General features: G+C 69.4%; 16 protein-coding genes, 23 tRNA genes and 1 pseudogene. 29 read left to right on the top strand and 11 right to left on the bottom strand.

Going from position 1 to position 22722, the window contains the following annotated elements:
- Positions 1 to 46 precede the first annotated feature (46 nt).
- From AB0B97_RS12340 to AB0B97_RS12300, 9 genes are all read right to left on the bottom strand, one after another.
- Positions 47 to 3145 carry a hypothetical protein gene (locus AB0B97_RS12340; protein ID WP_357493064.1) on the bottom strand — a complete coding sequence of 1033 codons (3099 nt, stop codon included), beginning with the start codon at positions 3143 to 3145 and terminating at the stop codon, positions 47 to 49.
- 72 nt (positions 3146 to 3217) lie between these two features.
- Entirely contained in the window at positions 3218 to 4555 is a 1338-nt protein-coding gene (locus AB0B97_RS12335) for a GH25 family lysozyme (protein ID WP_357493062.1), read from the bottom strand.
- 173 nt (positions 4556 to 4728) lie between these two features.
- Positions 4729 to 5937 carry an iron-containing alcohol dehydrogenase gene (locus AB0B97_RS12330; protein WP_357493060.1) on the bottom strand — a complete coding sequence of 403 codons (1209 nt, stop codon included), beginning with the start codon at positions 5935 to 5937 and terminating at the stop codon, positions 4729 to 4731.
- A gap of 138 nt (positions 5938 to 6075) precedes the next feature.
- Positions 6076 to 7536 (bottom strand): NAD-dependent succinate-semialdehyde dehydrogenase, encoded by a 1461-nt coding sequence (locus AB0B97_RS12325; protein WP_357493058.1) that lies wholly within the window; start codon positions 7534 to 7536, stop codon positions 6076 to 6078.
- 188 nt (positions 7537 to 7724) lie between these two features.
- The gene (locus tag AB0B97_RS12320) at positions 7725 to 8801 is read right to left on the bottom strand and encodes an ABC transporter ATP-binding protein (protein ID WP_357493056.1); all 1077 of its coding nucleotides are present in this window, start codon (positions 8799 to 8801) and stop codon (positions 7725 to 7727) included.
- Positions 8801 to 9868: an ABC transporter ATP-binding protein gene (locus AB0B97_RS12315; RefSeq protein ID WP_357493054.1), complete on the bottom strand. Its 1068-nt coding sequence runs from the start codon at positions 9866 to 9868 to the stop codon at positions 8801 to 8803. The genes AB0B97_RS12320 and AB0B97_RS12315 overlap by 1 nt, the downstream gene beginning before the upstream one ends.
- Entirely contained in the window at positions 9868 to 10779 is a 912-nt protein-coding gene (locus AB0B97_RS12310; RefSeq protein WP_357493052.1) for a carbohydrate ABC transporter permease, read from the bottom strand. The genes AB0B97_RS12315 and AB0B97_RS12310 overlap by 1 nt, the downstream gene beginning before the upstream one ends.
- The gene (locus AB0B97_RS12305; protein ID WP_234580970.1) at positions 10779 to 11678 is read right to left on the bottom strand and encodes a sugar ABC transporter permease; all 900 of its coding nucleotides are present in this window, start codon (positions 11676 to 11678) and stop codon (positions 10779 to 10781) included. The genes AB0B97_RS12310 and AB0B97_RS12305 overlap by 1 nt, the downstream gene beginning before the upstream one ends.
- 47 nt (positions 11679 to 11725) lie before the next feature.
- Positions 11726 to 13132 (bottom strand): extracellular solute-binding protein, encoded by a 1407-nt coding sequence (locus AB0B97_RS12300; RefSeq protein ID WP_234580973.1) that lies wholly within the window; start codon positions 13130 to 13132, stop codon positions 11726 to 11728.
- 357 nt (positions 13133 to 13489) lie between these two features.
- On the opposite strand from AB0B97_RS12300, the gene AB0B97_RS12295 reads away from it, so the two are divergent.
- From AB0B97_RS12295 to AB0B97_RS12155, 29 genes and pseudogenes are all read left to right on the top strand, one after another.
- Complete coding sequence (locus AB0B97_RS12295; RefSeq protein WP_357493049.1) at positions 13490 to 14233, top strand: GntR family transcriptional regulator; 744 nt, start codon at positions 13490 to 13492, stop codon at positions 14231 to 14233.
- Positions 14234 to 14321: 88 nt separating this feature from the next.
- Positions 14322 to 14891 carry a DJ-1/PfpI family protein gene (locus AB0B97_RS12290; protein ID WP_222952845.1) on the top strand — a complete coding sequence of 190 codons (570 nt, stop codon included), beginning with the start codon at positions 14322 to 14324 and terminating at the stop codon, positions 14889 to 14891.
- A gap of 19 nt (positions 14892 to 14910) precedes the next feature.
- Positions 14911 to 15729 carry an alpha/beta hydrolase gene (locus AB0B97_RS12285; RefSeq protein ID WP_357493047.1) on the top strand — a complete coding sequence of 273 codons (819 nt, stop codon included), beginning with the start codon at positions 14911 to 14913 and terminating at the stop codon, positions 15727 to 15729.
- A gap of 103 nt (positions 15730 to 15832) precedes the next feature.
- Positions 15833 to 15964, top strand: a complete 132-nt coding sequence (locus tag AB0B97_RS12280) for a hypothetical protein (RefSeq protein ID WP_357493045.1) — start codon at positions 15833 to 15835, stop codon at positions 15962 to 15964.
- A gap of 73 nt (positions 15965 to 16037) precedes the next feature.
- Positions 16038 to 16110: transfer RNA gene (locus AB0B97_RS12275), tRNA-Trp, on the top strand.
- A 253-nt stretch (positions 16111 to 16363) separates the two neighbouring features.
- Positions 16364 to 16438: transfer RNA gene (locus AB0B97_RS12270), tRNA-Glu, on the top strand.
- A gap of 157 nt (positions 16439 to 16595) precedes the next feature.
- Positions 16596 to 16671 (top strand) — tRNA-OTHER (locus AB0B97_RS12265).
- Between the two features lies 1 nt (position 16672).
- A tRNA-Gly gene (locus AB0B97_RS12260) sits at positions 16673 to 16745 on the top strand.
- 139 nt (positions 16746 to 16884) lie between these two features.
- Positions 16885 to 17022: pseudogene (locus tag AB0B97_RS12255) on the top strand (HNH endonuclease); the annotation flags it as partial.
- 35 nt (positions 17023 to 17057) lie between these two features.
- Positions 17058 to 17129 (top strand) — tRNA-Gln (locus AB0B97_RS12250).
- Positions 17130 to 17133: 4 nt separating this feature from the next.
- Positions 17134 to 17209: transfer RNA gene (locus AB0B97_RS12245), tRNA-Leu, on the top strand.
- A gap of 1 nt (position 17210) precedes the next feature.
- Positions 17211 to 17286 (top strand) — tRNA-Thr (locus tag AB0B97_RS12240).
- A gap of 6 nt (positions 17287 to 17292) precedes the next feature.
- A tRNA-Thr gene (locus AB0B97_RS12235) sits at positions 17293 to 17366 on the top strand.
- Between the two features lie 5 nt (positions 17367 to 17371).
- Positions 17372 to 17445, top strand: a tRNA-Met gene (locus AB0B97_RS12230).
- Between the two features lie 70 nt (positions 17446 to 17515).
- On the top strand, positions 17516 to 18142 hold the full coding sequence (locus AB0B97_RS12225; protein WP_357493043.1) for a group I intron-associated PD-(D/E)XK endonuclease: 627 nt from the start codon (positions 17516 to 17518) through the stop codon (positions 18140 to 18142).
- Positions 18133 to 18206, top strand: a tRNA-Leu gene (locus tag AB0B97_RS12220). The genes AB0B97_RS12225 and AB0B97_RS12220 overlap by 10 nt, the downstream gene beginning before the upstream one ends.
- 14 nt (positions 18207 to 18220) lie before the next feature.
- A tRNA-Ala gene (locus tag AB0B97_RS12215) sits at positions 18221 to 18293 on the top strand.
- An 85-nt stretch (positions 18294 to 18378) separates the two neighbouring features.
- Positions 18379 to 18451: transfer RNA gene (locus AB0B97_RS12210), tRNA-Asp, on the top strand.
- An 8-nt stretch (positions 18452 to 18459) separates the two neighbouring features.
- Positions 18460 to 18544: transfer RNA gene (locus AB0B97_RS12205), tRNA-Ser, on the top strand.
- A 57-nt stretch (positions 18545 to 18601) separates the two neighbouring features.
- Positions 18602 to 18674: transfer RNA gene (locus tag AB0B97_RS12200), tRNA-Arg, on the top strand.
- Between the two features lie 2 nt (positions 18675 to 18676).
- Positions 18677 to 18755: transfer RNA gene (locus tag AB0B97_RS12195), tRNA-Pro, on the top strand.
- Positions 18756 to 18842: 87 nt separating this feature from the next.
- Positions 18843 to 18915 (top strand) — tRNA-Val (locus AB0B97_RS12190).
- 12 nt (positions 18916 to 18927) lie between these two features.
- Positions 18928 to 19002 (top strand) — tRNA-Glu (locus AB0B97_RS12185).
- Positions 19003 to 19006: 4 nt separating this feature from the next.
- Positions 19007 to 19095 (top strand) — tRNA-Asn (locus AB0B97_RS12180).
- 1 nt (position 19096) lies between these two features.
- Positions 19097 to 19168: transfer RNA gene (locus AB0B97_RS12175), tRNA-Val, on the top strand.
- A 20-nt stretch (positions 19169 to 19188) separates the two neighbouring features.
- Positions 19189 to 19263: transfer RNA gene (locus tag AB0B97_RS12170), tRNA-His, on the top strand.
- A gap of 1 nt (position 19264) precedes the next feature.
- Positions 19265 to 19348: transfer RNA gene (locus AB0B97_RS12165), tRNA-Tyr, on the top strand.
- A 5-nt stretch (positions 19349 to 19353) separates the two neighbouring features.
- A tRNA-Arg gene (locus tag AB0B97_RS12160) sits at positions 19354 to 19426 on the top strand.
- Positions 19427 to 19435: 9 nt separating this feature from the next.
- Positions 19436 to 19506 (top strand) — tRNA-Cys (locus AB0B97_RS12155).
- Positions 19507 to 19615: 109 nt separating this feature from the next.
- Here AB0B97_RS12155 and pflA read toward each other — a convergent pair.
- A complete protein-coding gene (gene pflA / locus AB0B97_RS12150; RefSeq protein ID WP_357493041.1) occupies positions 19616 to 20368 on the bottom strand; it encodes a pyruvate formate-lyase-activating protein in 753 nt (250 codons plus the stop codon).
- Positions 20368 to 22605, bottom strand: coding sequence for a formate C-acetyltransferase (gene pflB / locus AB0B97_RS12145; protein ID WP_357493039.1), 2238 nt, complete (start codon positions 22603 to 22605; stop codon positions 20368 to 20370). The genes pflA and pflB overlap by 1 nt, the downstream gene beginning before the upstream one ends.
- Positions 22606 to 22722: the final 117 nt, after the last annotated feature.

Below are 22722 nucleotides of genomic sequence, written 5' to 3'. Positions count from 1 at the left end.
GATTCTGGCATGCGATGTGCCACGGCATCCTGACCTGCGGCTGCCATCAGGCGGATTGCCGGTGACCGCCGAGTGACAGGAGCAGGCCGGCGGCGGCCAGCCCGATTCCGGCGGCGGCGGTGTACTCAGGGAGTTGGGCGGGGATGCCGAGGTAGACGGTGATGCCGAGGATGCGGGACAGGCCCCAGGGCAGCAGCGCGAGCTGGTCGTTCCACACCGTCAGCGCGCGTTCCAGGCCCACCACGGCGACCAGGGCGGAGAGCACGCCGAGGGGCACACCCGCGGCGGTGAGGGTCAACCCGACGGCGCTTCGGCGGCGCCTGCCGTACCGGTCCCGCAGGACGACGGCGACGACCACGAACAACCAGCAGAACGCCGCGAACGCGACGGTGACGTACGCCGCGCGCACGCTCGGCGCGGTCCAGAAGGCGAACCAGTAACCGCCCGGTCCGCGCCCGGCGAGCGCCGCCAGCAGGAGCACGCTGCGCAGCAGCGCGACGCCGCCGAGCGCGGCCCACAGGTGGAACGGGTCCCGACGGCCGACGACGAGGCGTACGACGAGGGCGAACAGCGCCCACCCACCGAGGGTGACCAGCAGGTGCGCCGGCGCGGCGAACCAGGTCAACACGAGCCGGCTCGCCACCAGCACCACGGCCGGGACCAGCCACACCAACACCCGGTCCGCCCGCGTCGTGGGCGTCGGCAGCGCGGCGACCCGCCACGGCCGGAGCGCGCCGAGCAGCAACCCGCGCGCGGCGGCGGCGCCGAACCCACGCCCGTAGAGGCCGAGCAGCACCACCAGCAGGATCGACCCGAGCATCGCCCGGGCCGCCCAGGCCATCGCCGGGTCCCGGTCGGCACGCCGGGCCCCGAGGTCGGCGGCGGTGAAGTTGTACGCCGGCAGGTCCACATCGGCGCCGTAGCGCTGCCGGTGCGCGTCGCGCGCGTGGTGGTATGCCGCTGTGGCCAGCCGCCAGTCGTGGCGGGCGGCCGGGGCACCCGTGTCCAGCCACTGCGCGTGTCGCAGCACCATGGCCCGGTACGCGCTCAGCGTCTCGAACAGGTCGACCTGGTAGTCGAGAGTCGCGGTGAAACGCCCGCGCAGTTCGGCGTCCCGCCAGGTCGCCGGTTCGGTTCCGGCGACCAGGTCCCGCATGCGCCGGGCCAGTACGACTGCCTGCCGGCCCTCCTCGATCGCCTCGTCGACGCGGCCGCCGGTCACCGCGTAGATGCTGTCCAGTGCGGCGGAGTCGCCGGTCGGGATGTCCCACTCGAAGATCCACATCATGGGCGGCGGTTCCAGCCCGAGCGCCCGCACCGACCGGTCGGCGTACGGGCCGATGTAGAGGCCCTTGGTGACCGCCTGCCGGGACAGCGCCATGGCCTGACCGATCGCGGCGACGGTGCCGGGATCGCCGGAGAACGTGCGGTACGCCCAGTCCGCCGTGATCTGCGCCGGGTCGACGTTCGGGTCCCAGGCCAGGCGGCCGACGGCGTACGTGTTGAGGTCGTAGAGCTGCCAGAACCCCGCGCGCAGGTACAACGACATGGGCCCGGCGCGCAGGGGACCGCCGTCCTGGGTCCAGTTCCAGACACCCTCGACATTTCCGTTGGCGGCGAGGAATGCGCGCAGCGCCTCGCCGTGCAGCGGGCCGAGGTCGTTGGGCAGCGAGCCGAACCCCTCGAACTCGCGGCGGGCCTGGAACTCCACGATGCGGCGGTGCCCGCCGCCCAGCAGCGTGGTGTTCAGCGGCAGGTGGCTGTAGAAGTCGCCCAGGGTGTACTTGGTGGACACGATCAGGTGCGGGTCGTCGAGCCCGCCGAGGACCTGCGCGTACGACTCCGGGTTGGTGTGCAGGTCGCCGACGGCGCCGACGCCCACCGTCCACGTGCGAAAGATGATCTCCTTTCCGGCCGTGCCAGCCGTGTCCAGCAGTGCCCGCAGCATCGCGCGCACGGACGCCGCCGTGGTGACCGCGAGCTTCGACGAGTAGTCCCAGCCGGCCCCGGCGTACACCTCGCCGCCCTCACCGACACGGACCATCAGGCCGTCGACGAACGGCATGCTCTCGAACAGCTCGGCCAGACCGGCCTGGTAGACAGTCCACAGCCGAGGGTCGGCCGTGTCGAGGCCGCCGACGGTCCGCGTCAGGTACGCCTCCAGCGGCGGCGACACCGCGAGCATGTCGGTCAGCAGGAAGACCCGCACGCCCATGTCCTCGGCGTACTTGAAGACGGGGCCGAACGCGGCGACCATCGCCCGTGCGCGGTCGACGTGCGGGTCGCCGGGCGGGTAGACCGCGCGCCCGTCGCCGGCCTTCGCGAACGTGACGTACTCCAGGAAGCCGGGCACGACGACTCCGTTGAATCCCTGCGCCACCGAGTGGTCGACGAACTGCCGAAACTGCGCGTCGATACGGGCCACCGCGGCAGCGTCCACCCACGGCGCGCGAGGCAGGACCGCCGTCCCGACCACGTCGGTGTTCAGGCCATAGTCGTCGCCGGCGGCGAAGACGGCCGGGTCGGGCTCGCGCCCCACCGAACCCGCGTCGGTCAGCCGCAGGCCGAGCCGGGGGACGACCAACCGACCCGCGTCCGCCGCTGCAAGCGCCTCGGCGCCGGAGCGGATCCGGTCGGCCAGCCGGTACATCCCGGCTGCCACGCCCGCGACGTCGCCGCCCTGGACGGTCAGCTCGGCGCCGCGCACGTCGAGCCGGTACGACTCGGGCGGCCCGCCGAGAGTGGACAGCACGCCCGCCCGCAGCGCGGTGACAGCCGACAGGTCCGGGGTGGCGACCGGTGCCGTGCCGGTGCCGGGTGCGGTCGTCGCGGGCGTGGCCGGGTGCGGCGCGGCCGGGACGAGCACCGGCCGGGGCAGGCCGCGAAAGGCGACCGCGTCGGCGACGGCGGTTGCGGCCTTTCTCAGCCGCAGACCATCGGGTACGACGAGGGACGCCAACGGCGGCACCGGCGCGGGCGTCCGCGCCGGCGCGGCGACAGCGTCCTCGCGCGGCACGGCGGCGGGGGCGTGGCTCAGCCCCAGCGTGTCGCCGACCCCCCAGGCGGCGGCCGCGCCGAGCGCCAGCAGGACCGCCGCGGCGACGAGCAGCGGGTACGGCCTGCGGGCCTGGGCAACGTGAGCCACGCTCGCATCGTAATGGCTGCACCGGCCCGCGCCCGGCGCCCCCGCGGTGAGGATGCCGGGCAGCGGCGGTGCTCAGAGAGCGATCCGGTCGAACTTCTCCCAGGCGCCGATCGCCGTCCGGTTGGCGATGAGGGGTTTGGTGCCGCCGCTCTCCGCCACCACGTACCTGCCGTTGGTCGCGGCGCGCAGGCTGATCGTGCCGTCCGAGTTGTTGATGATGGTGAACTTCTCCCAGGTGCCGACCTTGGTGCGGTTGGCGATCAGTGGTTTGGCGCCGGCGCTCTCCGCCGTCACGTACCGACCGTTGGCACGCGAGCGGAGCGCGACGTAACCGCCGCCGGCACTGATCACGTCGAACTGCTCCCACAGTGCGACTGTGGTGCGGTTGGCGATCAGCGGCTTGCCGCCGGCGCTCTCCGCCACCACGTAGCGATTGTTGGTCCGTGAGCGGAGGGCGACCGGAGGCGCGGCCACCGGTGCGCCGGTCAGCCCGGTGAGGGCCGCGTGGGTGCCGTTGAAGGCGTTCTGGCTGTAGTTCCCGGGCTGGCTCGGGTTGCCGGCGGCGTACTGCCAGATGGTCTCCGTTGTCCAACCCGCCGGCAGGGGTGGACGAGTGGTGGTGTAGCCGGCGATGTCCAACGGGTTGGCGCCGAACGACGCGTTCTTGCCGGTGCACGGGTTCCAGTAGTTGGTGTTCGTGTAGATCATCACGGGCCGGCCGATGCGTGCCTTGACCTGGTCGGTGAAGGACCGGATCCAGTTCGACATCTCGGTCGGGGTCAGCCCGTAGCAGGTGGGCGCGTCGCTCCAGTAGGGCCACTCGATGTCGACCATCGGCACGAGGGTCTGGCCGTCCTTGGTGAACATCGCGCTGTCGACAAAGAAGTTGGCCTCGTTGATCGGGTCGCGCTTGTCCGGACGGGCGAAATGGTAGGCCCCGACGAGCAGACCGGCGTCCTTGGCCGCGGCATAGTCTTCGGCGAAGTACGGATTGAGGTACGTCCTGCCTTCCGTCGCCTTGACGTAGGCGAACTTGACGCCGCTTGCCGCGACCGCGGGCCAGCTGATCGGGCCCAGGTTGTGGTCGTGGCTGGAGACGTCGATGCCCCTGACCGTGTAGCCCGCCGGGATGGCGGCACTCGTGGACGTCGCGGCGCTGCGCGCGCCCGGGGTGATGCCAGCGTTCGCTCGGCCGCCACCATCGGCGGTCGGGTCCGCGGCATGCGCGGGCTGCGTGACGCCGAGCGCCGTACCGACCGCGAGGCCGGCGGACATCAGCACGCAGAGCAGTCTTCTAGGCATGGTGAGGTGGGTTTCTCCTTGCTCGCGGGCCGAGGTGACCACCGGCGCGGCGGGCGGAACCCGCCACGCCTGTGTCGCGCGCCGAGAGGCGCGGCTGGCTGCCTCCATCGGCGTGGGTCCGCAGGAGTATTTCTTGTCGACGGGAGATCGCACCGTCCCGGAGGAGCGAAATCAGATCATCAGCAGGACGCGTCGAGCCGAACGGTGGAATTCGAGAGTCGGGGACAACCGCCACGGCGGCCGCGAGCGGTGTGCCGGCCAGCAGCACGCCCACGGATGTGTCAGGTCCGGTCCCCGGTCCAGGCCGCTTCGAGGATCGCGGTCAGGCTGGCGGTGTCGGTCGGGCCCGGATGGTTCTGGATCAGGCGGGTGACGCCACTGGCCATCTCCGCGAAACGCGGGAGGTCGGCGCGTGCCACGCCGATGTCCGCCAGGGTGGCAGGAATGCCGATGTCGGCAAGGAGTCCGTCGAGCCAGGTGAGGAACGTTTGCGCGGCCTCGGCATCCGAGGCGTCGGTCACGTCGAGCCCGCACACCCCGGCGAGGATGGCCAACCGGTCGGCGATCGCATCCCGGGCCGCGTCCAGCGCGTAGGGCAGGAGCAGCCCGACACCCAGGCCGTGTGGCGTGTGCGTGGCCGCGCCGATGGGGTACTGGAGGGCGTGCGGGGCCGCGTTGCCCGCATGGGAGAAGGCGAGCCCGGCGAGCATGGACCCGTAGGACATGTCCGCGCGCGCGTCCGTGTCGCCGCCGTCGGTGACCGCGCGACGCAGGCTACGGGCGATCCGCTCCGCGGCCCGGAGCGCGTAGTGGTCGGTGATCGGGTTGCGGCCGAGGAAGACCTGCTCCACCGGGTCGCGCGGTCCGTGGGGCCGGGGTCGCGCGGTGTAGCTCTCCACCGCGTGACAGAACGCGTCGATTCCGGAGTGGGCGGTGACGGTCGCCGGGCAGGTGTAGGTGAGTTCGGGGTCGACGATGGCGAAGTCGGGCACGATGTGGACGCTGGAGACCCCCACCTTCAGCGCGCGGTCCGGGTCGGTCAACACCGAGACGGGTGTGAGCTCGGAACCGGTGCCTGACGTCGTCGGGACAGCGACGAGAGGAATCGTCGGCCCCGGCACCTTCGACTCGCCGTAGAAGTCGCGCGGTGTCCCACCGTGGCGCCGGATGACGCCGACGATCTTGGCGAGGTCGATCACCGTGCCACCACCGATGGCGAGGATGACGTTGGCGTCCACCTCGGCGGCGGCCGAGACGGCCAGGGCGACATCGGTGAGCGGCACGTCCGGAGTCGCGTCGGAGAACACCGCGACGACCTCGACCGTGTCCCGCACGGCGGCCACGATCTCGGCCACGCCCGGCTGCCCCAGCAGAACCTGGTCGGTCACGATGAGGACCCGCGAGCCACTCTCGGACACCACTCGTGGGATGTTCTGCGCGACCCCTTCGCCGACGATCAGCTGGCGTGGTCCGCGGACGGTCTCAAGCATGTCAGTGCCTCTCTCGAACGTCGGCGGCGATGTGCTGGGCGAGCGACCGGGTCACCCGCGCGACCCCGACGGCGTCGGCAGGGTTGGCCGCAAGGATGGCGCGGACGCGCGCGCCGGGCGGCCGGAGCAGCAGGGCGGTCACGGCAGGTCGATCGCCGCGTAGGTGAGATCGAGGTATTCGAGGATGCCCTCGTGCGACCCCTCCTTGCCGATCCCGGACTGCTTGACGCCTCCGAACGGGGCCGACGGGTCCGATATGAGGCCGCGGTTGATGCCGATCATCCCCGTGTCCAGCCCTTCGGTGAACCGGAGCGCCCGCTGGAGGTCCCGGGTGAAGACGTATCCGACCAGGCCGTGTTCGGTGTCGTTGGCCTTCGCCAGCACCTCGTCGTCGGACGTGAACGAGATGATCGGCGCCACCGGACCGAAGATCTCCGCCCGCAGCATCCGCGCGTCGTCGGGCACGTCCACGAGGACCGTCGGCGGGTAGAAGTGGCCCGGCCCGTCCGGACGCTCGCCGCCCACCAATACCCGGGCGCCGCGATCGACCGCGTCGGCGACCAGCTCGTCGATCGTGGTGACCGAGGCCTCGTCGATCAACGCTCCGACGTCCACGCCGTCGTCGAGACCATGGCCCACCGACAGCGCGCCCATCCGCTCGGCGAAGCGCGCCGTGAACTCCTCGCGCACCGGCTCCTCGACGTAGATCCGGTTGGCCGCGATGCAGGACTCCCCGATGTTGCGCATCTTGGCCACCATGGCGCCGTCGAGCGCGACGTCCAGGTCAGCGTCCGCGCACACGATCAAGGCCGCGTTGCCGCCCAGTTCCATGGACGTACGCAGCACGTTGTCCGCGGCCTGCCGGAGCAGTACGCGCCCGACCTCGGTCGACCCGGTGAACGAGAGCTTGCGGGTCCGACTGTCCGCCAGCAGTGCCGAGACCACCTCGCCGGAACGCTTGGTGGTCAGAACGTTGACGACGCCCGGGGGGACGCCGACCTCCTCCATGATGCGGGCCAGGAGCAGCATGGTCAGTGGCGTCTGGGCGGCTGGCTTGGTGATCGTCGTGCAGCCCGCTGCCAGCGCAGGAGCGATCTTGCGGGCACCCATGGCCAACGGAAAGTTCCAGGGCGTCACGAAGACGCACGGTCCGACCGGCTTCGGCACGGTGAGGATGCGGTACCCACCTGCGGGAGCGACGCTGTAGCGCCCCTCGACACGCACCGCCTCCTCGGCGAACCAACGGAAGAACTCGGCGCCGTAGGCCACCTCCGCCCGAGCCTCGGCGAGCGGCTTGCCCATCTCGAGCGTGATCAGCCGGGCGACCTCCTCGGTTCGCTCGGTCAGCGCCCGGTACGTCGCGGTCAACAGCTCTGACCGTTTCCGTGGCGGGGTCGCCGCCCACCGCGCCATGGCCGCACTCGCCGCGTCCAGAGCGGCGAGCCCGTCACCGACGTCGGCGTCCGCCACCTCGGCGATGGTCTTGCCGGTGGCCGGGTCCTCGACGGCGAAGGTGGCTCCGCTTGCGGCGTCGCGCCAGGCGTCGCCGATCCGGAGCCGCCGGTGCTCGGGGGCCAGGACGTTCATCGGGTCACTCATCGCGTCGCCTCCTGTGATCTTCTTGGTGATGTCCGGCGTGCCGCAGCGATCGCGCTGTGCGCGCAGACGGACGGGTCACCCGCCCTCGTCGGGGGCGAGGTTCGTCGAGCGCGTCGAATGGGGCAGTGGCCCGGTCGGCGGGGCGACGCCCGGCACCACCGATCGCCACTGCCGTCTCGGCGTCCCGGTTACCGCCCAGCCTCGGACAGCGACAGCCCGGTGTCCGCGTCGAACAGGTGCGCCCGATCCAGGTCGACCGTGACCTGCAGCCGTTCGCCCGGCGTACCGGTGACGGTGGGCCGGGCCTTGACCTTGACGATCTTCGTCCCCACTCGGACGTCGACAAGCGTCCGGTCACCGAGCGGCTCGAGCCCGTAGAGTTCCCCGGACAACGACGCGTTCCCACGCTGCTCGACGGACAGGTCCTCCGCTCGCAGGCCCAGCAGCAGCGCACGACCGTCCTCGGCGGTGGTCCAGCGGGGTCGTGGCAGCGTCCAGCCCTCCGCGCCGACCAGACGATCTCCCTCGGCGCGGCAGGCGAGCAGGCTGATCGGCGGGCTCCCGACGAATCCCGCGACCCACTGGTTGGCGGGACGTTCGTACACCTCGGTCGGCGTTCCGACCTGTTGCACCTTGCCCTCCTTGAGGACCGCGACCTGGTCGGCCATGGACAGCGCCTCGACCTGGTCGTTGGTCACGTAGACGAACGTCGCTCCGAGGCTCCGGTGGATGCGGGTGAGCTCGGTGCGCATCTCGACGCGGAGCTTGAGGTCGAGGTTCGTGAGCGGCTCGTCCATGAGAAACGCGCGCGGGCGACGGACCAGCGCCCGGGCCAGGGCGACACGCTGCATCTCACCGCCCGACAACTGCGCGGGACGACGCTGCAGCAGACGTTCGATGTGCAGCAGGCTCGACATCTGCTCGACCGCGGCGGCGATCTCACTGGAAGAACAGCGGCGTGCCCGCAGGGGCGACGCGATGTTCTCGTACACCGTGTGTCGCGGGTAGAGGGCGTAGCTCTGGAAGACCATCGCCAGGTCGCGTGCGGCCGGGGTGTCACCCGTCGCGTCCCTCCCGTCCAGGTGCACCGACCCGGCGTCGAGCTTCTCCAGGCCGGCGATCGCTCGCAGGGTCGTGGTCTTGCCTGCCCCGGAGGGCCCGAGCACGACGAAGAACGAGCCGTCCGGCACGTCCAGCGTCACCCCGTCCAGGGCCTGGACCTTCCCGAAGGACTTGCTCAGCCCGCGCGCTGCCACGGTTCCCATCAGGCCACCAGCTCTTCCGTACGCACGTCGTAGACCGCCGGGGTCCCGCCGGTGTGCCGCAGCCCGACCTTCGCGTCAGCGGCGAAACGGACGGTCGGTGGCATCCGAACCCGTACGTCGCGCTCGCCGCCGTGGTCGACCACGTAGATGATTTCGTCGCCCAGCCACTCCGCCGAGACCACGCGGGCCGGGACAGTGCCGTCCGCCCCTGGCTCGGTGACTTCCAGAGCCTCCGGCCGTACGCCCGCCACCAGGCGAGCGTCGCGCGGCAGACCGGGCGGTGGCGTGAGGACCAGACCGCCCTGACCGCGCAGCTTTCCGTCGGCCACCTCCACCTCGATCAGGTTCATCGGCGGGGAGCCGATGAACGCGGCGCAGAAGAGACTCGCCGGCCGGTCGTACACCTCCAGCGGCGTGCCGATCTGCTCGACGCGGCCCTTGTTGAGGATGGCGATCCGGTGACCGAGCGACATTGCCTCGACCTGGTCGTGGGTGACGTAGACCATCGTCGCCCCCAGTTCCCCCTGCAGGTGCTTGATCTCCGTGCGCATGTCGGCTCTCAGCTCGGCGTCCAGATTGGTGAGAGGTTCGTCCATGAGGAATGCGCGCGGCCGTCGCACCAGGGCGCGAGCGAGCGCGACGCGCTGCTGCTCCCCACCGGACAGCTGGCGCGGTCGCCGGTCCAGGAGCGGTCCGAGCCGCATCAGCCGGGCGGCCTCCTCGACCCGCCCGCGCACCTCCGCCTTGGGCAGCCCCTCGGCCCGCAGGGGGAACGCCAGGTTGTCGCGGGTCCGCAGGTGCGGATAGAGCGCGTAGAACTGGAACACCATGGCGATGTCGCGCTCGGCGGGCGGCAGGTCGTTGACGAGCGTGTCGCCGATGCGGATGTCGCCAGTCGTCTGCCTTTCCAGGCCGGCGATGGCCCGCAGCGTGGTCGTCTTGCCGCAACCCGAAGGGCCGAGCATCACGAACAGCTCGCCATCACCGATGGACAGGTCCACGTGATCAACCGCTACCGTCCCGTCCGGGTAGCGCTTGTGCAGTGCGTTCACCTCGATGCCCGCCATCAGCGTCGCACCGCCCCGAGCGTCACACCGGCGATGAGATGCTTGCGCACCAGGTACGCGAAGACGAGCACCGGTAGGGCGAACACCACGGAGGCGGCGGCCACGAGACCCCAGTCCGTCGTGGTGCCACCGATGAGGCCGGCGATGGCGGGCGGAGCCGTCCGCACGTCGTCGCTGGAGGTGAGGAAGATGGCGAACACGAACTCGTTCCACGAGAAGATGAGCGCGAAGACCGCCGTCGCGGCGATGCCGGGCACGAGCAGGGGGAGGGTGAATTTCCAGAACGCCTGCAGACGGGTGTAGCCGTCGAGCATCGCGGCATCCTCGTACTCCGCGGGCACCTCGTCGACGAACCCCTTCATCATCCAGATCGTGAACGGGACGTTGAACGCGGCGTAGATGAGGATCAGCCCGAGCTTGCTGTCGATGAGCCCGACCTGGCGGTACATGAGGAAGATCGGGATCACCACCACCACGGGCGGCATGAAGCGGGTGGACAGGATGAAGAACAGTTGGTCCTTCTTGGCCTTCACCGCGAAGCGTGAGTAGGCCCAGGCCGCCGGCACCCCCAACACGGTGGCCAGCACCGTGGAGACCCCCGCGACCACCGCGGAGTTGAGGAACGAGACGGACAGGGCCGAGCGACCGCCATCGGGAGCGACGAACACGTCCCTGTAGTGCTCCAGTGTGACTCTGAAGTCGAAGAACTTCGCCGGGATGGCGTAGACGTCGCGGTTCTCCTTGATGGACGTCTCAATCATCCACAGCACCGGAAAGAGCATCACGACGGCCAGCATGATCAGCAGCGCGACCTCCAGCCCGGAGCGGCCCCGGCCGCCGAGGCGGCGCGCGGGGGGCGAGTGATCCCGGGCAGGACCTGTGGACACGGCCTCGTCGACGGAGACGGCCATCAGTCCTCCTTGAGCTTGTTCAGGTAGCGCAGGTACAACTGCGTGAGGACGATGACGACGAGGACCATGAGAATCCCGTACGCCGACGCGGTTCCGGTGTTGAAGCCCAGGAACGCCACCTTGTAGACGTGGAACGACAACGTCTCGGTGGAGACGCCCGGGCCTCCGTTGGTGAGGATGTAGACGAGGTCGAACAGCCGGAAGGCCTCGATGGCCCGGAACATCACGGCAATGAGGAGCAGCGGCCACACCAGGGGAAGAGTGATGGTGCGGAACCGGAACCACTCGGACGCCCGGTCGATCGAGGCGGCCTCGTACAGGTACTTGGGAACCGCCGTCAGGCCCGCGAGCGCGATGAGCATGATGAACGGCGTCCACTGCCAGGTGTCGACCACGACCAGGGAGATCAGTGCCGTCCGCTGCCGGGTGAGCCACTCCACCTGCCCCAGGCCGAGCGAGCCGAGCATGCTGTTGATCACGCCGAACTGCGCGTCGAGCATGAATCGCCAGAACAGCCCGACCACTACCGGCGACAGCATCATCGGCACCAGGAACAGAGTGGTCAGCACTCCTCGCCCGTGCGTACGCCGCGAGATCAGGTAGGCGATGCCGAAACCGAGCACGGTCTGCAGGCCGACCGCGCCGATCACGTAGATCAACGTCGTCAGGGCCCTCTGGTGGACCTGCGCCGACGTCAGGATGGCGGTGTAGTTCCCGAACCCGATGAAATTGGCGGGCCCACCGCGGGTGGCCGAGTAGTCGGTGAAGGACAGGTACAACGCCCACAGCAACGGGAACACCGACATGGCGAGCAACAGCAACAGCGCGGGGGAGATGAAGCCCACGGCGAGCCCGCGGTCGGTCAGCCGGCGGGACCGACCCGGCGCAGGTGGCGGCACGGACGCCACCTGCCCGGGGTTGTCGGTCGTCAGAGGGACGGGGTCACTCACAGCCCGCCGCCGCCCTTGCGGCCGCTGGAGTCGAGCACACCCTGCTGCTCCTTGGCGATGTCGTCGAGCGCATCCTTCGGCTTCTTCGCGCCGTTGAGGGCCGCGTTCACGTTGGTGTTCTCGATGTCGACGAGGCGCGCGTACTCGGGCACGTTCCACATGTCCCGCATCCGCGGCACCGAGTCCGTGTACACCTGGTTGAAGGGCCCGGCGTTGAGGAACTCGGGCGACTGCAGGGCGTCCGTACGCGAGGGCACGCCACCAGCCGCGGCCCACTTCTTCTGAACATCAGCCTGCTCGAACCACTTCATGAAGTTCAGGGCCTCGGCCTGGTTGGCCGCGGAGGAGTAGGCCGACACGTGCATCCCCATGCCGCCGAGGGGGACCAGGTTCGTCTTCTGGCTCGGCAGGGTGGCGAAGCCCAGCTTGTCGAGAATCTGCTCCCGCGTGGTGCCGAGCGTCGACTGCTTCGGGTCCAGCAGCCCGCCGCTCGCGGCGATCCAGTTGAACGCGATGCAGGCCTTGCCCTGGGCGACCGCCGCGTTCACCTCGTCGATGAACCAGTTGCCGGAGCCCTTGGCGGTCAGCGGCTTCATCTTGTTGACCAGGACGTCCATCGCCTCCTGGCCGGCGGCGTCGTTGAGGACGCCGTTGATCTTGCGGGCCTTGGCGTCCCAGAGGTTGCCGCCGTAGACGCCGTTGACCGTGTTGTAGGTGACGGCCGCCGCGTCGGAGCCGTTGGCCTGGTGGAACGCCAGCCCGCTGACGCCGGGATTCTCCGCCTGGCACTTCTCGGCGACTGAGATCATCTGGTCCCAGGTCTGCGGAGGCTTGTCACCGATCAGGTCCTTGCGGTAGATCATCGTCCAGGTGTCGCCGAGCAGCGGCAGCCCGTACAGGCTGGCGTTCTCGTCGCGTTTGCCCGTCTCCGCCTGGGGGAACTGGCCGTAGGCCGCCAGGAGGTACGGGTTGTAGGCCGCGACGTCGATGTTCTGCTTGACGAAGTCGGTGAGGTCGAGGATGTTGCCGTTCGTCACGGCCTCGCCGATGTGCTGCGAGTCCAGGATCGCGATGTCGAAGTCGGTCTTGTGCGCGGCGAACTGGGTGAACATCGCGTCGTGCCAGTTGGCGTTCGGCACGGTGTTGACCTTGATGGTCGTGTTCGGCCGCTCTTTCTTGTACTCGGCGTTCGCGAAGGCCTCCAGTGCCTTGGCGGGGGGCCAGTCGAACCAGATGAAGCTGAGAGTCAGCGGGTCCTTGGTGAGTTCCGGGATGGTCGCCGGCGCCTTGGGGGCGCTCGCCTTCTCGCCGTCGTCCTTGCCGTCGCCGCATGCCGTCACGGTCGTGGCGACCAGCAGCAGGGCCGCCGCCGCCAGCCGCGCCTTCCGGCCGGGAACGGACATGATTCCTATTCGCTTCGGATTCCGCATGTTCTCGCCTGCTTTCTGGGTGGGAACTTCCAGAGCCTCGCTATGCGCTTCGCCGAGCAGTTGCTGGGTTGTTCAGGCGTGTCGCTGGACTGTCGCGGGGGTCGACCCGGGGGTCGGCGTCACGAGTACGCCGCCATCTGCTGGGTCTGCAGACCGTCGGGCAGTCCTCCAGGTGATCGAAGTCGCCATGGCGGGTGGTTCCGCGATGGTGGAGGATGAAGATCATCCGTCGCGTTTCCTATACGATCCGGGTGGGGGCGTCAGCATGCCGCAGCGTCGTGACTGGTGTCAACAGGTTCCCGAAGGCGCAAGAAAGGACCTCAGGTCACGATGGACGACGAAGCGATGAGCGGGCGGGGCCGGCGGGCCGTGCCGGGTGCGATGCCGCCGGGAAGATCTCGCGGCAGGCTCGCCGACGAGGTGTACGACACGCTGCTCGGACAGCTGATGTCGCTCCGGATCGAGCCTGGCTCCCGCGTCACGATCGACGTCCTGGCGCGGGAGCTGGGGGTCTCGCAGACGCCGATCCGCGACGCCCTGAACCGCATGGAGGCCGAGGGCCTGGTCGTGCGTGTGCCCCATGCCGGCTACCGCATCCCACCCCAGATCACCCGTCACCGATTCGAGGACATGCTCGAGGTTCGCCTGCTCCTGGAGCCGGCGGCGGCACGCAGATCCGCCGAACGGGCGTCCTCGGAGCAGGTGGCCGGTCTGCGGCGGATGCTGGAGGAGATGGCCGAGCTTCAGGGGGGCAGCGGGCTGCTGGCCTACGGTGCCTTCGGGCTACGCGACGCCGCTTTCCACGATCTCGTCGCCCTGAGCGCGGAGAACCAGGTCATCCGGGAAGCGCTCGCTCGCCTGCACAGCCACGTGCACCTCTTCCGGCTGCACCACGACACCCAGGTCACGCACCTGGCCATGGCCGAGCACGAGGACGTTGTGGCAGCGATCGCCGCGCGTGACCCCGACGCCGCCGCCTACGCGATGCGTCGGCACATCCTTCGGTCCGGCGAGCGTTTCCGTCGATTGTTCGACGAGGTCAAGGACGCGGACCCGATGGCGGTGGAGGGTTGACGGGCGGGCTGGGCCGAGGAATGCTAACTCGATCAGATCGGATTGGATCTGATCCACCCCGCCCGTCCCCACATGCGAGGAGAAGCAGGTGCCCAGAGCGCTGCTCCTGACCGGCGACGCCGCCGAGGAACTCGACACCATGTATCCCTACTACCGCGTGCAGGAGGGCGGCTGGGACGTCGACGTCTCGTCCCGGACGATGCGTGACGTGCAACTGGTCATCCACGAGTTCGACCCCAACTCCGACGCCTACGTGGAGAAGAACGGCCGGAAGCTGCCGGTCGACGTGCCCTGGGCCGAGGTCGACGTCGAGCGCTACGACGCCCTCATCATCCCCGGTGGACGTGCCCCCGAGTGGATCCGGGTCGACGCCGACGTCCGGCGCATCACCGAGCACTTCTTCGCGCGCAACCTCCCCATCGCGCTGGTGTGCCACGGTGCGCAGGTGCCGGCGGTGTACGGGCTGCTGAAGGGCCGGAAGACGGCGTGCTTCCCCCCGATCACCGGTGACATGGAGAACGCGGGCGCGACGGTCATCGACGCTCCCGACGTCGTGGACGGCAACCTCGTCTCCTGCCGGGGTTGGCCCGACATGCCGCAGTTCGGCCGGGCGATGATGGAGCTCTTCTCGAAGTCCGTCAACTCCGCCTCGGCATGAGCGCACCTGGTCTGCCCCGGTGACGGCACTTCGGACCGTCACCGTCGACGGTTCCCCCGTTCACGTCCTGGAGAGCGGCACCGGTCCCGCGGTGCTGATGCTGCACGGCTCCGGACCCGGCACGACCGGGTCCGGCGCCTGGGCAACGACGGCGCAGGCGCTCGGCACGTCCTGGCACCTGGTGGCTCCGGATCAGGCGGGGTTCGGCCGTACGCCCGTCCCGGCGGGCTCCAGGGGCGGGCTCCGGCTGTGGACGGAACAGGCCGCGGGCCTGATGAATGCTCTCGGCATCGACCACTACGCCGTGGTGGGTCACTCCATGGGCGGCGCCGTGGCGCTGGCGTTGGCGGCCGCCCGCCCCCAGCAGGTCACCCGTGTCGTGGCGGTCTCGACGGTGGGCGCCCCCGGGGCGCCGCTGTCCGCCGATCTCGACGCCGTCTGGGCCGCCCCGGCCGGCCCGACCGGGGCACGGGACATGCTGAGTCGCCTCGTCCTCGACCAGGCGCTCGTGACCGATTCGGCAGTCGATGCCCGTGCCGCTGCGATGCGAGCGGGGGCGGACGCCTTCGCGTCGTTGTTCCCTCCACCCAGGGCACGATGGGTCGACGACCTCACCCTCTCGGCGCAGACGCTTGCCGCGATCCGCGCGCCCGTCCTGCTCGTTCACGGCGCCGAGGACCGGGTCACCCCGTTCGCGACGACGGCCCAGCCCCTGCTCGGCCACCTGGCCGACGTCCGTCTGCACGTGTTCGGGCGATGCGGGCACGTGCCGGCGCTCGAGCATCCGCACGAGTTCAGACGACTGCTGTCGTGCTTCCTCGGCCGGGACCACCATTAGCCGCGGCCGGTCCACGTGCACTCGGAATATCCATTGCCAGCCGATCGACACAGCGCCTACCTTGATTGAGCAAGGCAGTCCCGACCCACCCGAGGAGTTCCCGATGGCGCAGTACGCCTACACCGAAAGCACGCGGCTCATGCCGCGCGGCGGTGTCGTGCTGCCCTCGATCGGGCGAGCCCACAACCTGTGCGCAATTGAGCGGAACTGGGATCCGGGGTGGCGGCGCGAATAGCGTCAGCGCAAGCTGCGAAGCCGCCCACCCCGACCGGGACAGGGCGGCTTTTCCGTTGCGGGAACAACGTCATAGGGGCGTAGCTCAACTGGTAGAGCACCGGTCTCCAAAACCGAAGGTCGCAGGTCCGAGTCCTGCCGCCCCTGCTTTTCGTCCCGGCTGCGGCCGGCGACGTCGTAGATTCTCAACTCCACAGTGGATGGCATGAGCAAGACCCCGGCCGGCGCCTACACGGGCCGGCCGGGAGGATTACCTCCGGGACGAGGGAGACGGCTGACCCGCTCGCTTTGGGAGCGAGAGACACGGGGTTCGACACCCCGGTCCCGGACCCGTCCGAGTCGGGGAGGGGCATGTTGGCCGGGGGACCGTTCCAGGTTTCCCAGCCCCTCCCGGCTCCATGGGCCATTGGAGCTGTCGGCAAAGCTCACCTGGTTCTCAGCCAGGAGATCGTCGGTTCGAGCCCGACATGGCCTACGTGGAAGGTCTCTATCGCGTACCAGCTCACGTGGTTGAACGCACCGCTTCCAACGTGGAGGTGTCGCGTCCTGTCGAGCTGCCCCAGGTGTGGGGCAACGGTGGGCGCGAAGTGCGCCAGCGGGCACGTTCCCGTCCAAGTGGTGGAGGCGCCCTGGCCGTCGTAGCTCAGATTGGGGGAGCGTCCCCTGGTACGGGGAAGGTCGCGCGTTCGATTCGCGCCGGTGGCTCCACGCGGTTGTAGCTCAGTTGGTAGAGCGCGACGTTGCCAACGTCGAGGTCGCCCGTTCGAATCGGGTCAACCGCTCGATGCCTCTCGGGTAGAGACAGTGCGACATCACCGACGCCGGCCTCAACGGGCCGTTCGTGATCGGAAGAAGGGAGGGACCCGGGTGGACGCCGGACCCCCACACCGCGTCAGGTTCGCCCACGCGATCCGGATGCTGAAGAACACCTGGCGGATCACCGTCAGCGCGTGCGCGCCCTGCAACCAGCGCAAGGGCGATCGGACCCCGGCCGAGGCAGGCATGGTGCTCCGCACCAGCCCGGTCGTGCCGGCGTGGGGGTCGCTGGCGCAGCGCTGACACCGGCCGGCGGGCCATCACCCCGCTGGCCGCGATGGGAGCTGATGTAACCGGCAGCATCGCTGGCTCTGACCCAGTGCGTAGAGGTTCGAATCCTCTGCTCCCAGCTAGGCCCTCGTAGCCCAGTGGTAGAGGCGCGGTCGTGAGGCGGCCGACAGGGCAGGTTCGAATCCTGTCGGGGGCACCAAGCCGGTGTAGCTCAGTTGGCAGAGCACGCGCCTTGTCAGCGCGAGTGGGCCGGTTCGATCCCGGTCGCCGGCTCCACACCCTGCCGCCGTAGCTCATCAGGCCAGAGCGACGTCCTCGTAAGACGTAGGCACCCGGTTCGAGTCCGGGCGGTGGCTCTCTCGCCGACGTAGCTCAGGTGGTCAGAGCGTCCCGCTCATAACGGGAAGGTCCCCGGTTCGACACCGGGTGTCGGCACGCAACACCACCTGTCCGGGTGGGCAAAATCGCAAAGCCACCGCACTCGATTAGTGCAGGATTGCTAGTTATGGGCAACCCGCGCACCTACACCGACGACCAGCTCCGCAACGCCGTCCAGGGCGCGACCTGCTGGGCAGACGTCATGGAAGCCATCGGCAAGTCACGGACAGCAGGTCGTACGAGTGTCCAAGCTGTCGCGGCCCGCCTCGACTTGGACGTGTCGCACCTGACTCACGGCAGCAACCCTCGTCAGCTCGTAGCGCCAGCGCACCCGTTCAGCCAGCCAGCTCAGCACGGCGGACGATCGGGGTTGAGCATCGCCGCCCGATGGTTCATGGATCGGGGTTACAACGTCTCGATCCCGCTAGAGCCGGCCGCATACGACCTGATCGCGGAATCCGACACCGGACTGCAACGGGTGCAGGTCACGACCACCGGCACGACCGAGAGCAATGGACGCTACCGGGCGGTCCTGCGGCGGACGGTGTACGACGCCAGCGCGGGGGATACCGCTCGTGGTCGCATCCGAGTCACAGGCTACACAAAGGGCGAGACCGACTTTTTCTTCATCTCGACAGCGGGGGCCCTCGACTACCTCATCCCGGTAGAGGCGGTGAGTGGCGCGCAATACATCGTCCTCGACTCGAAGTACGCGGCGTTCGCGGTCGAGACGAGGAATCACATGCCCGGCTAGCCCAACTGGCAGAGGCGTCCCGTTCAGGGCGGGAAGGTTCGCGGTTCGAATCCGCGGTCGGGTACTCAGCAACACCTTGGGGTCGTAGCTCAGTTGGTAGAGCGTCCCGCTCGCACCGGGAAGGCCGTCGGTTCGATTCCGTCCGACTCCACGCCGCCGGCCCGCCGGTCGGCCCGCGGTTCCCCCGTACCAAGGTCACGTAAGCGTGGGCGATTCGCCGCCGGAAGCGGCCACATGCCGACGTAGCTCAGTGGTTAGAGCACCCGACTGTCGATCGGGGGGCCGCGGGTTCGATCCCCGTCGTTGGCGCGCATGAAGGGTTGGCCGAGTCTGGTCGATGGCGCCGCGTTGCTGACGCGGAGCGGGCCATACTGCCGGGGGTTCGAATCCCTCACCGGGTCGCCGGGATGAGACAGAACCCGGCGTACCGGCCGGCTTCCCTCGCCGCACGCACGACATGCCCCCGTAGCTCAGTGGATAGAGCGCTTGACTACGAATCAAGAGGCCAGACGTTCGAATCGTCTCGGGGGCACTCACGGGATATGGCGCAGTTTGGTAGCGCACCTGACTGGGGGTCAGGGAGCCGTCGGTTCGAATCCGGCTCCCGCTCCCAACGGTCCTGTCCGTTCGGGTCGGCCCTGGCACAGGGAGTGCCAGGTGCAAGCGCGGCAGTACCCTCCGCGGCCGGCCGCCTATTCACGCCCCGATAGCTCAGCGGGAGAGCACCGGTTCGACAGACCGGGGGTCGCTTGGTTCGACACCAGCTCGGGGCACGCACACCACCTGGCGCGGTGGACGAATTGGAAGAGTCGCCCGGCTTTCACCCGGGACATGTGCGGGTTCGAGTCCCGTCCGCGCTGCCGATCTGGCGTAAACCGTAATTGGTAGCGGTCCGGACTGTTAATCCGGCGGGCGCAAGCCCTCTACAGGTTCGAGCCCTGTCGCCAGAGCCAAGCCCGCGTAGCTCAACGGGAGAGCGCCTGGTTTACACCCAGGGGGTCGGAGGTTCGACACCTTCCGCGGGTACTGGCCTTCGGGCCGTAGTTGTGGCTGTAGCTCAGTGGTAGAGCGCCCGGTTGTGGTCCGGGTCGTCGCGGGTTCGAATCCCGCCAGTCACCCCACGGGAGTGCGCCACCGATGGTGAGGTGGGCCGGGCTGTAACCCCGGTGCGTTCGCGCTCAGGGAGTTCGAGTCTCTCCACTCCCACGCAAGCCCGCGTAGCTCAGGGGATAGAGCACCAGCTTCCGGAGCTGGGTGTCGGGGGTTCGATTCCCTCCGCGGGCGCTTCTGCCTGGTCGTGTGCCCGAGTGGTGAGGGAGCGGTCCGCAAAACCGCGTACGCCGGTTCGATTCCGGCCACGGCCTCGACTGCCATCCACTGTGGTGCGAAAACGTGGCGTGCCGTCCACAGGCTCACCGGGGAGAGCCCGTCCGACTGACCGGTCCGTCCCACGCTCACCCGAGGCGGTGGCGGTCAGTACGCCGTCAGCCCGTGTTCCTCGAACTGGCCACGGACCCGACGCAGCAGCGCCTCATCCGGCGGCGGCGTGTCCGCCAGTGGGAACGGCAGGCCGAGGGCGGCGTACTTCTGCGCGCCGAGCCGGTGAAAGGGCAGTACCTCGACGCGTTCGACGGTGGGCAGGTCGGCCGCGATGGCCGCGACGGCGTCGACGTTGCCCGGGTCGTCGGTGAGGCCGGGCACCAGGACGAAACGGACCCAGATCGGCAGGCCACGGTCGGCTAGGCGGTGCGCGAACCGTACGATCGGCGTCAGCCGCCCGGTGCGGGTGACGGTCCGGTACGCGGCCGGGTCGCCGGACTTGATGTCGAGCAGTACCAGGTCGGTGGCGTCGAGCAGCGCGTCGTCGGCGCGGTCGCCGAGCAGGCCGCTGGTGTCCAGGGCGGTGTGCAGCCCCATCTCCGTGCAGCGGCGCAGGACCTCGCGGGTGAAGGCGGGCTGTTGCAGCGGCTCGCCGCCGCTGACTGTGACGCCGCCGTGCGCGACCTTCAGGAAGCGTTCGTAGCGGCGGATCTCGGTGACGAGGTCGTCGACGGAGATGGGCCGGCCGTAACGGCGGTACTGGGTGTCGGGGCTGTGGCAGTAGAGGCAGCGCAGCGGGCAGCCGGCCAGGAACGCGACGAACCGGGTGCCCGGCCCGTCCACTCCGATGGAGATGTCGAAGGAGTGGAGCGAGCCGGTCACCGGCGCCGTGACGACGTCGGTCATCAGAGCGATCCGTGGAAGGTGCGGGAGATGACGTCGCGTTGCTGCTCGGGGGTGAGTTTGACGAAGTTCACCGCGTACCCGGAGACCCGGACGGTCAGTTGCGGGTAGTTCTCCGGGTGGGCCATGGCGTCCTCGAGAGTCGCCCTGTTCAGCACGTTGACGTTCATGTGGAAGCCGCCGCTGTCGGTGTAGCCGTCGAGCACTCCGGCGAGGTTGGTGATCCGTTCGTCGCGGGCGTGGCCGAGGCCGTCCGGGGTGACGGTGATCGTCAGCGAGATCCCGTCGCGCGCGCTGCGGTACGGCAGCTTGGCGACCGACAGCGCGGCGGCGACCATGCCGTGCGTGTCGCGGCCGTTCATCGGGTTCGCGCCCGGCGCGAACGGTTCACCCGCGCGCCGCCCGTCGGGCGTGTTGCCGGTGTGTCTGCCGTAGACCACGTTCGAGGTGATGGTGAGGACCGAGAGCGACGGCTCGGCGCCCCGGTAGGTGGGCTGCCGCCGGATTTTGGCCATGAATCGTTCGACCAGGTCGACGGCGATCGCGTCGGCGCGGTCGTCGTTGTTGCCGAAGGCGGGGAAGTCGCCGTCCACGGCGTAGTCGACGGCCAGGCCGTTCTCGTCGCGCAGCACCTTGACGTGGGCGTGCCTGATGGCGCTCAGGCTGTCAACGGCTACCGACAGGCCGGCGACGCCGGTGGCGAGGAAGCGGTGCACGGGGTAGTCGTGCAGGGCCATCTCGATGCGCTCGTAGGCGTACTTGTCGTGCATGTAGTGGATGACGTTGAGCGCGTCGACGTACGTCTCGGCCAGCCAGTCGAGCGTCTGGTCGTACGCGGTCATGACCGCGTCGTAGTCGAGCACGTCGTCGACGATCGGCGCGGCGACGAAGACCTGCTCGCCGGTCATCTCGTCGCGGCCGCCGTTGATCGCGTACAACAGGGCCTTGGCGAGGTTGGCGCGGGCGCCGAAGAACTGCATGTCCTTGCCCACCCGCATCGCCGACACGCAGCAGGCGATGGCGGTGTCGTCGCTATACGCCGGTCGGATCAGGTCGTCGTTCTCGTACTGGATGGCGCTCGTGTCGATCGAGACCTGGGCGCAGAACCGCTTGAACCCCTCGGGCAGCGCCGGCGACCACAGCACCGTCAGGTTCGGCTCCGGGGCCGGACCCAGGTTGTACAGGGTCTGCAGATAGCGGAAGCTCGTGCGGGTGACAAGCGGGCGGCCGTCGCAGCCGATCCCGCCGAGCGCCTCGGTCACCCAGGTCGGGTCGCCGGAGAACAACTGGTCGTACTCCGGTGTGCGCAGGAACCGGATGATCCGCAGCTTGATGACGAAGTCGTCGACGAGTTCCTGCGCGTCCCGCTCGGTGAGTCGGCCCTCGGCGATGTCGCGTTGCAGGTAGGCGCCGACGAACGTGGCGGTTCGGCCCAGCGACATCGCCGCGCCGTTCTGCTCCTTGGTGGCCGCCAGATAGGCGAAGTACAGCCACTGGATCGCCTCGCGGCCGGTGCTCGCCGGACCGGAGATGTCACAGCCGTACCGGCTGGCCATGAGTCGCAGCTCGTCCAGCGCCCGAATCTGCTCGGCAAGCTCCTCGCGGTCGCGGATCACGTCCTCCGACGACAGCCGGGCGTCGAGTGACGCCTTGACCTCCCGGCGCTCGGCGATCAGGCGGTCGACCCCGTACAGCGCGACGCGTCGGTAGTCGCCGATGATCCGACCACGGCCGTACGCGTCCGGCAGCCCGGTGATGATGTGCGAGCGGCGGGCGGCCTTCACGTCGGCCGGGTAGGCGTCGAAGACACCGTCGTTGTGCGTCTTGCGGTACCGGCTGAAGATCGCGTGCACGGTCGGGTCGAGGGTGAAGCCGTACGCCTGGAGACCGGCCTCCACCATCCGCAGCCCGCCGTTCGGCATGATCGCGCGGCGCAGCGGGGCGCTGGTCTGCAGACCCACGATGAGCTCATGGCCCTGGTCGAGGTAGCCGGGCTCGTGCGAGGTGATCGTGGACGGGGTGTGGTTGTCCACGTCGTAGACCCCGCGACGACTCTCCTCGACGAACATGTGCTGCAGCTGCCGCCAGATCCGCTCGGTACGGGGCGTCGGCCCGGTCAGGAACTCCGACCCGCCGGTGTACGGCTCGATGTTGTCGTGGACGAACCCGCCGACGTCGATCGTCTCGCGCCAGCCGGTGCCGCGGAACCCGCGCCAGGCTTCGTGGGATGTGCTGGCCATGGCCCCTCCTTGGTCTCCTCCCAGCGTCGCCGAGTGACGACCAGCGGTTAAGGGCCGGAGGTCCCGGACGGTCGGGACCGTCCGGGACCTCCAGGTGCGGGTGCGCCCACCAGGGCG

Origin of the sequence: Micromonospora sp. NPDC049004 (assembly GCF_040649315.1) — a bacterium.
Lineage (GTDB): Bacteria > Actinomycetota > Actinomycetes > Mycobacteriales > Micromonosporaceae > Micromonospora.
This window is presented reverse-complemented; position numbering and strand designations above follow the sequence as displayed.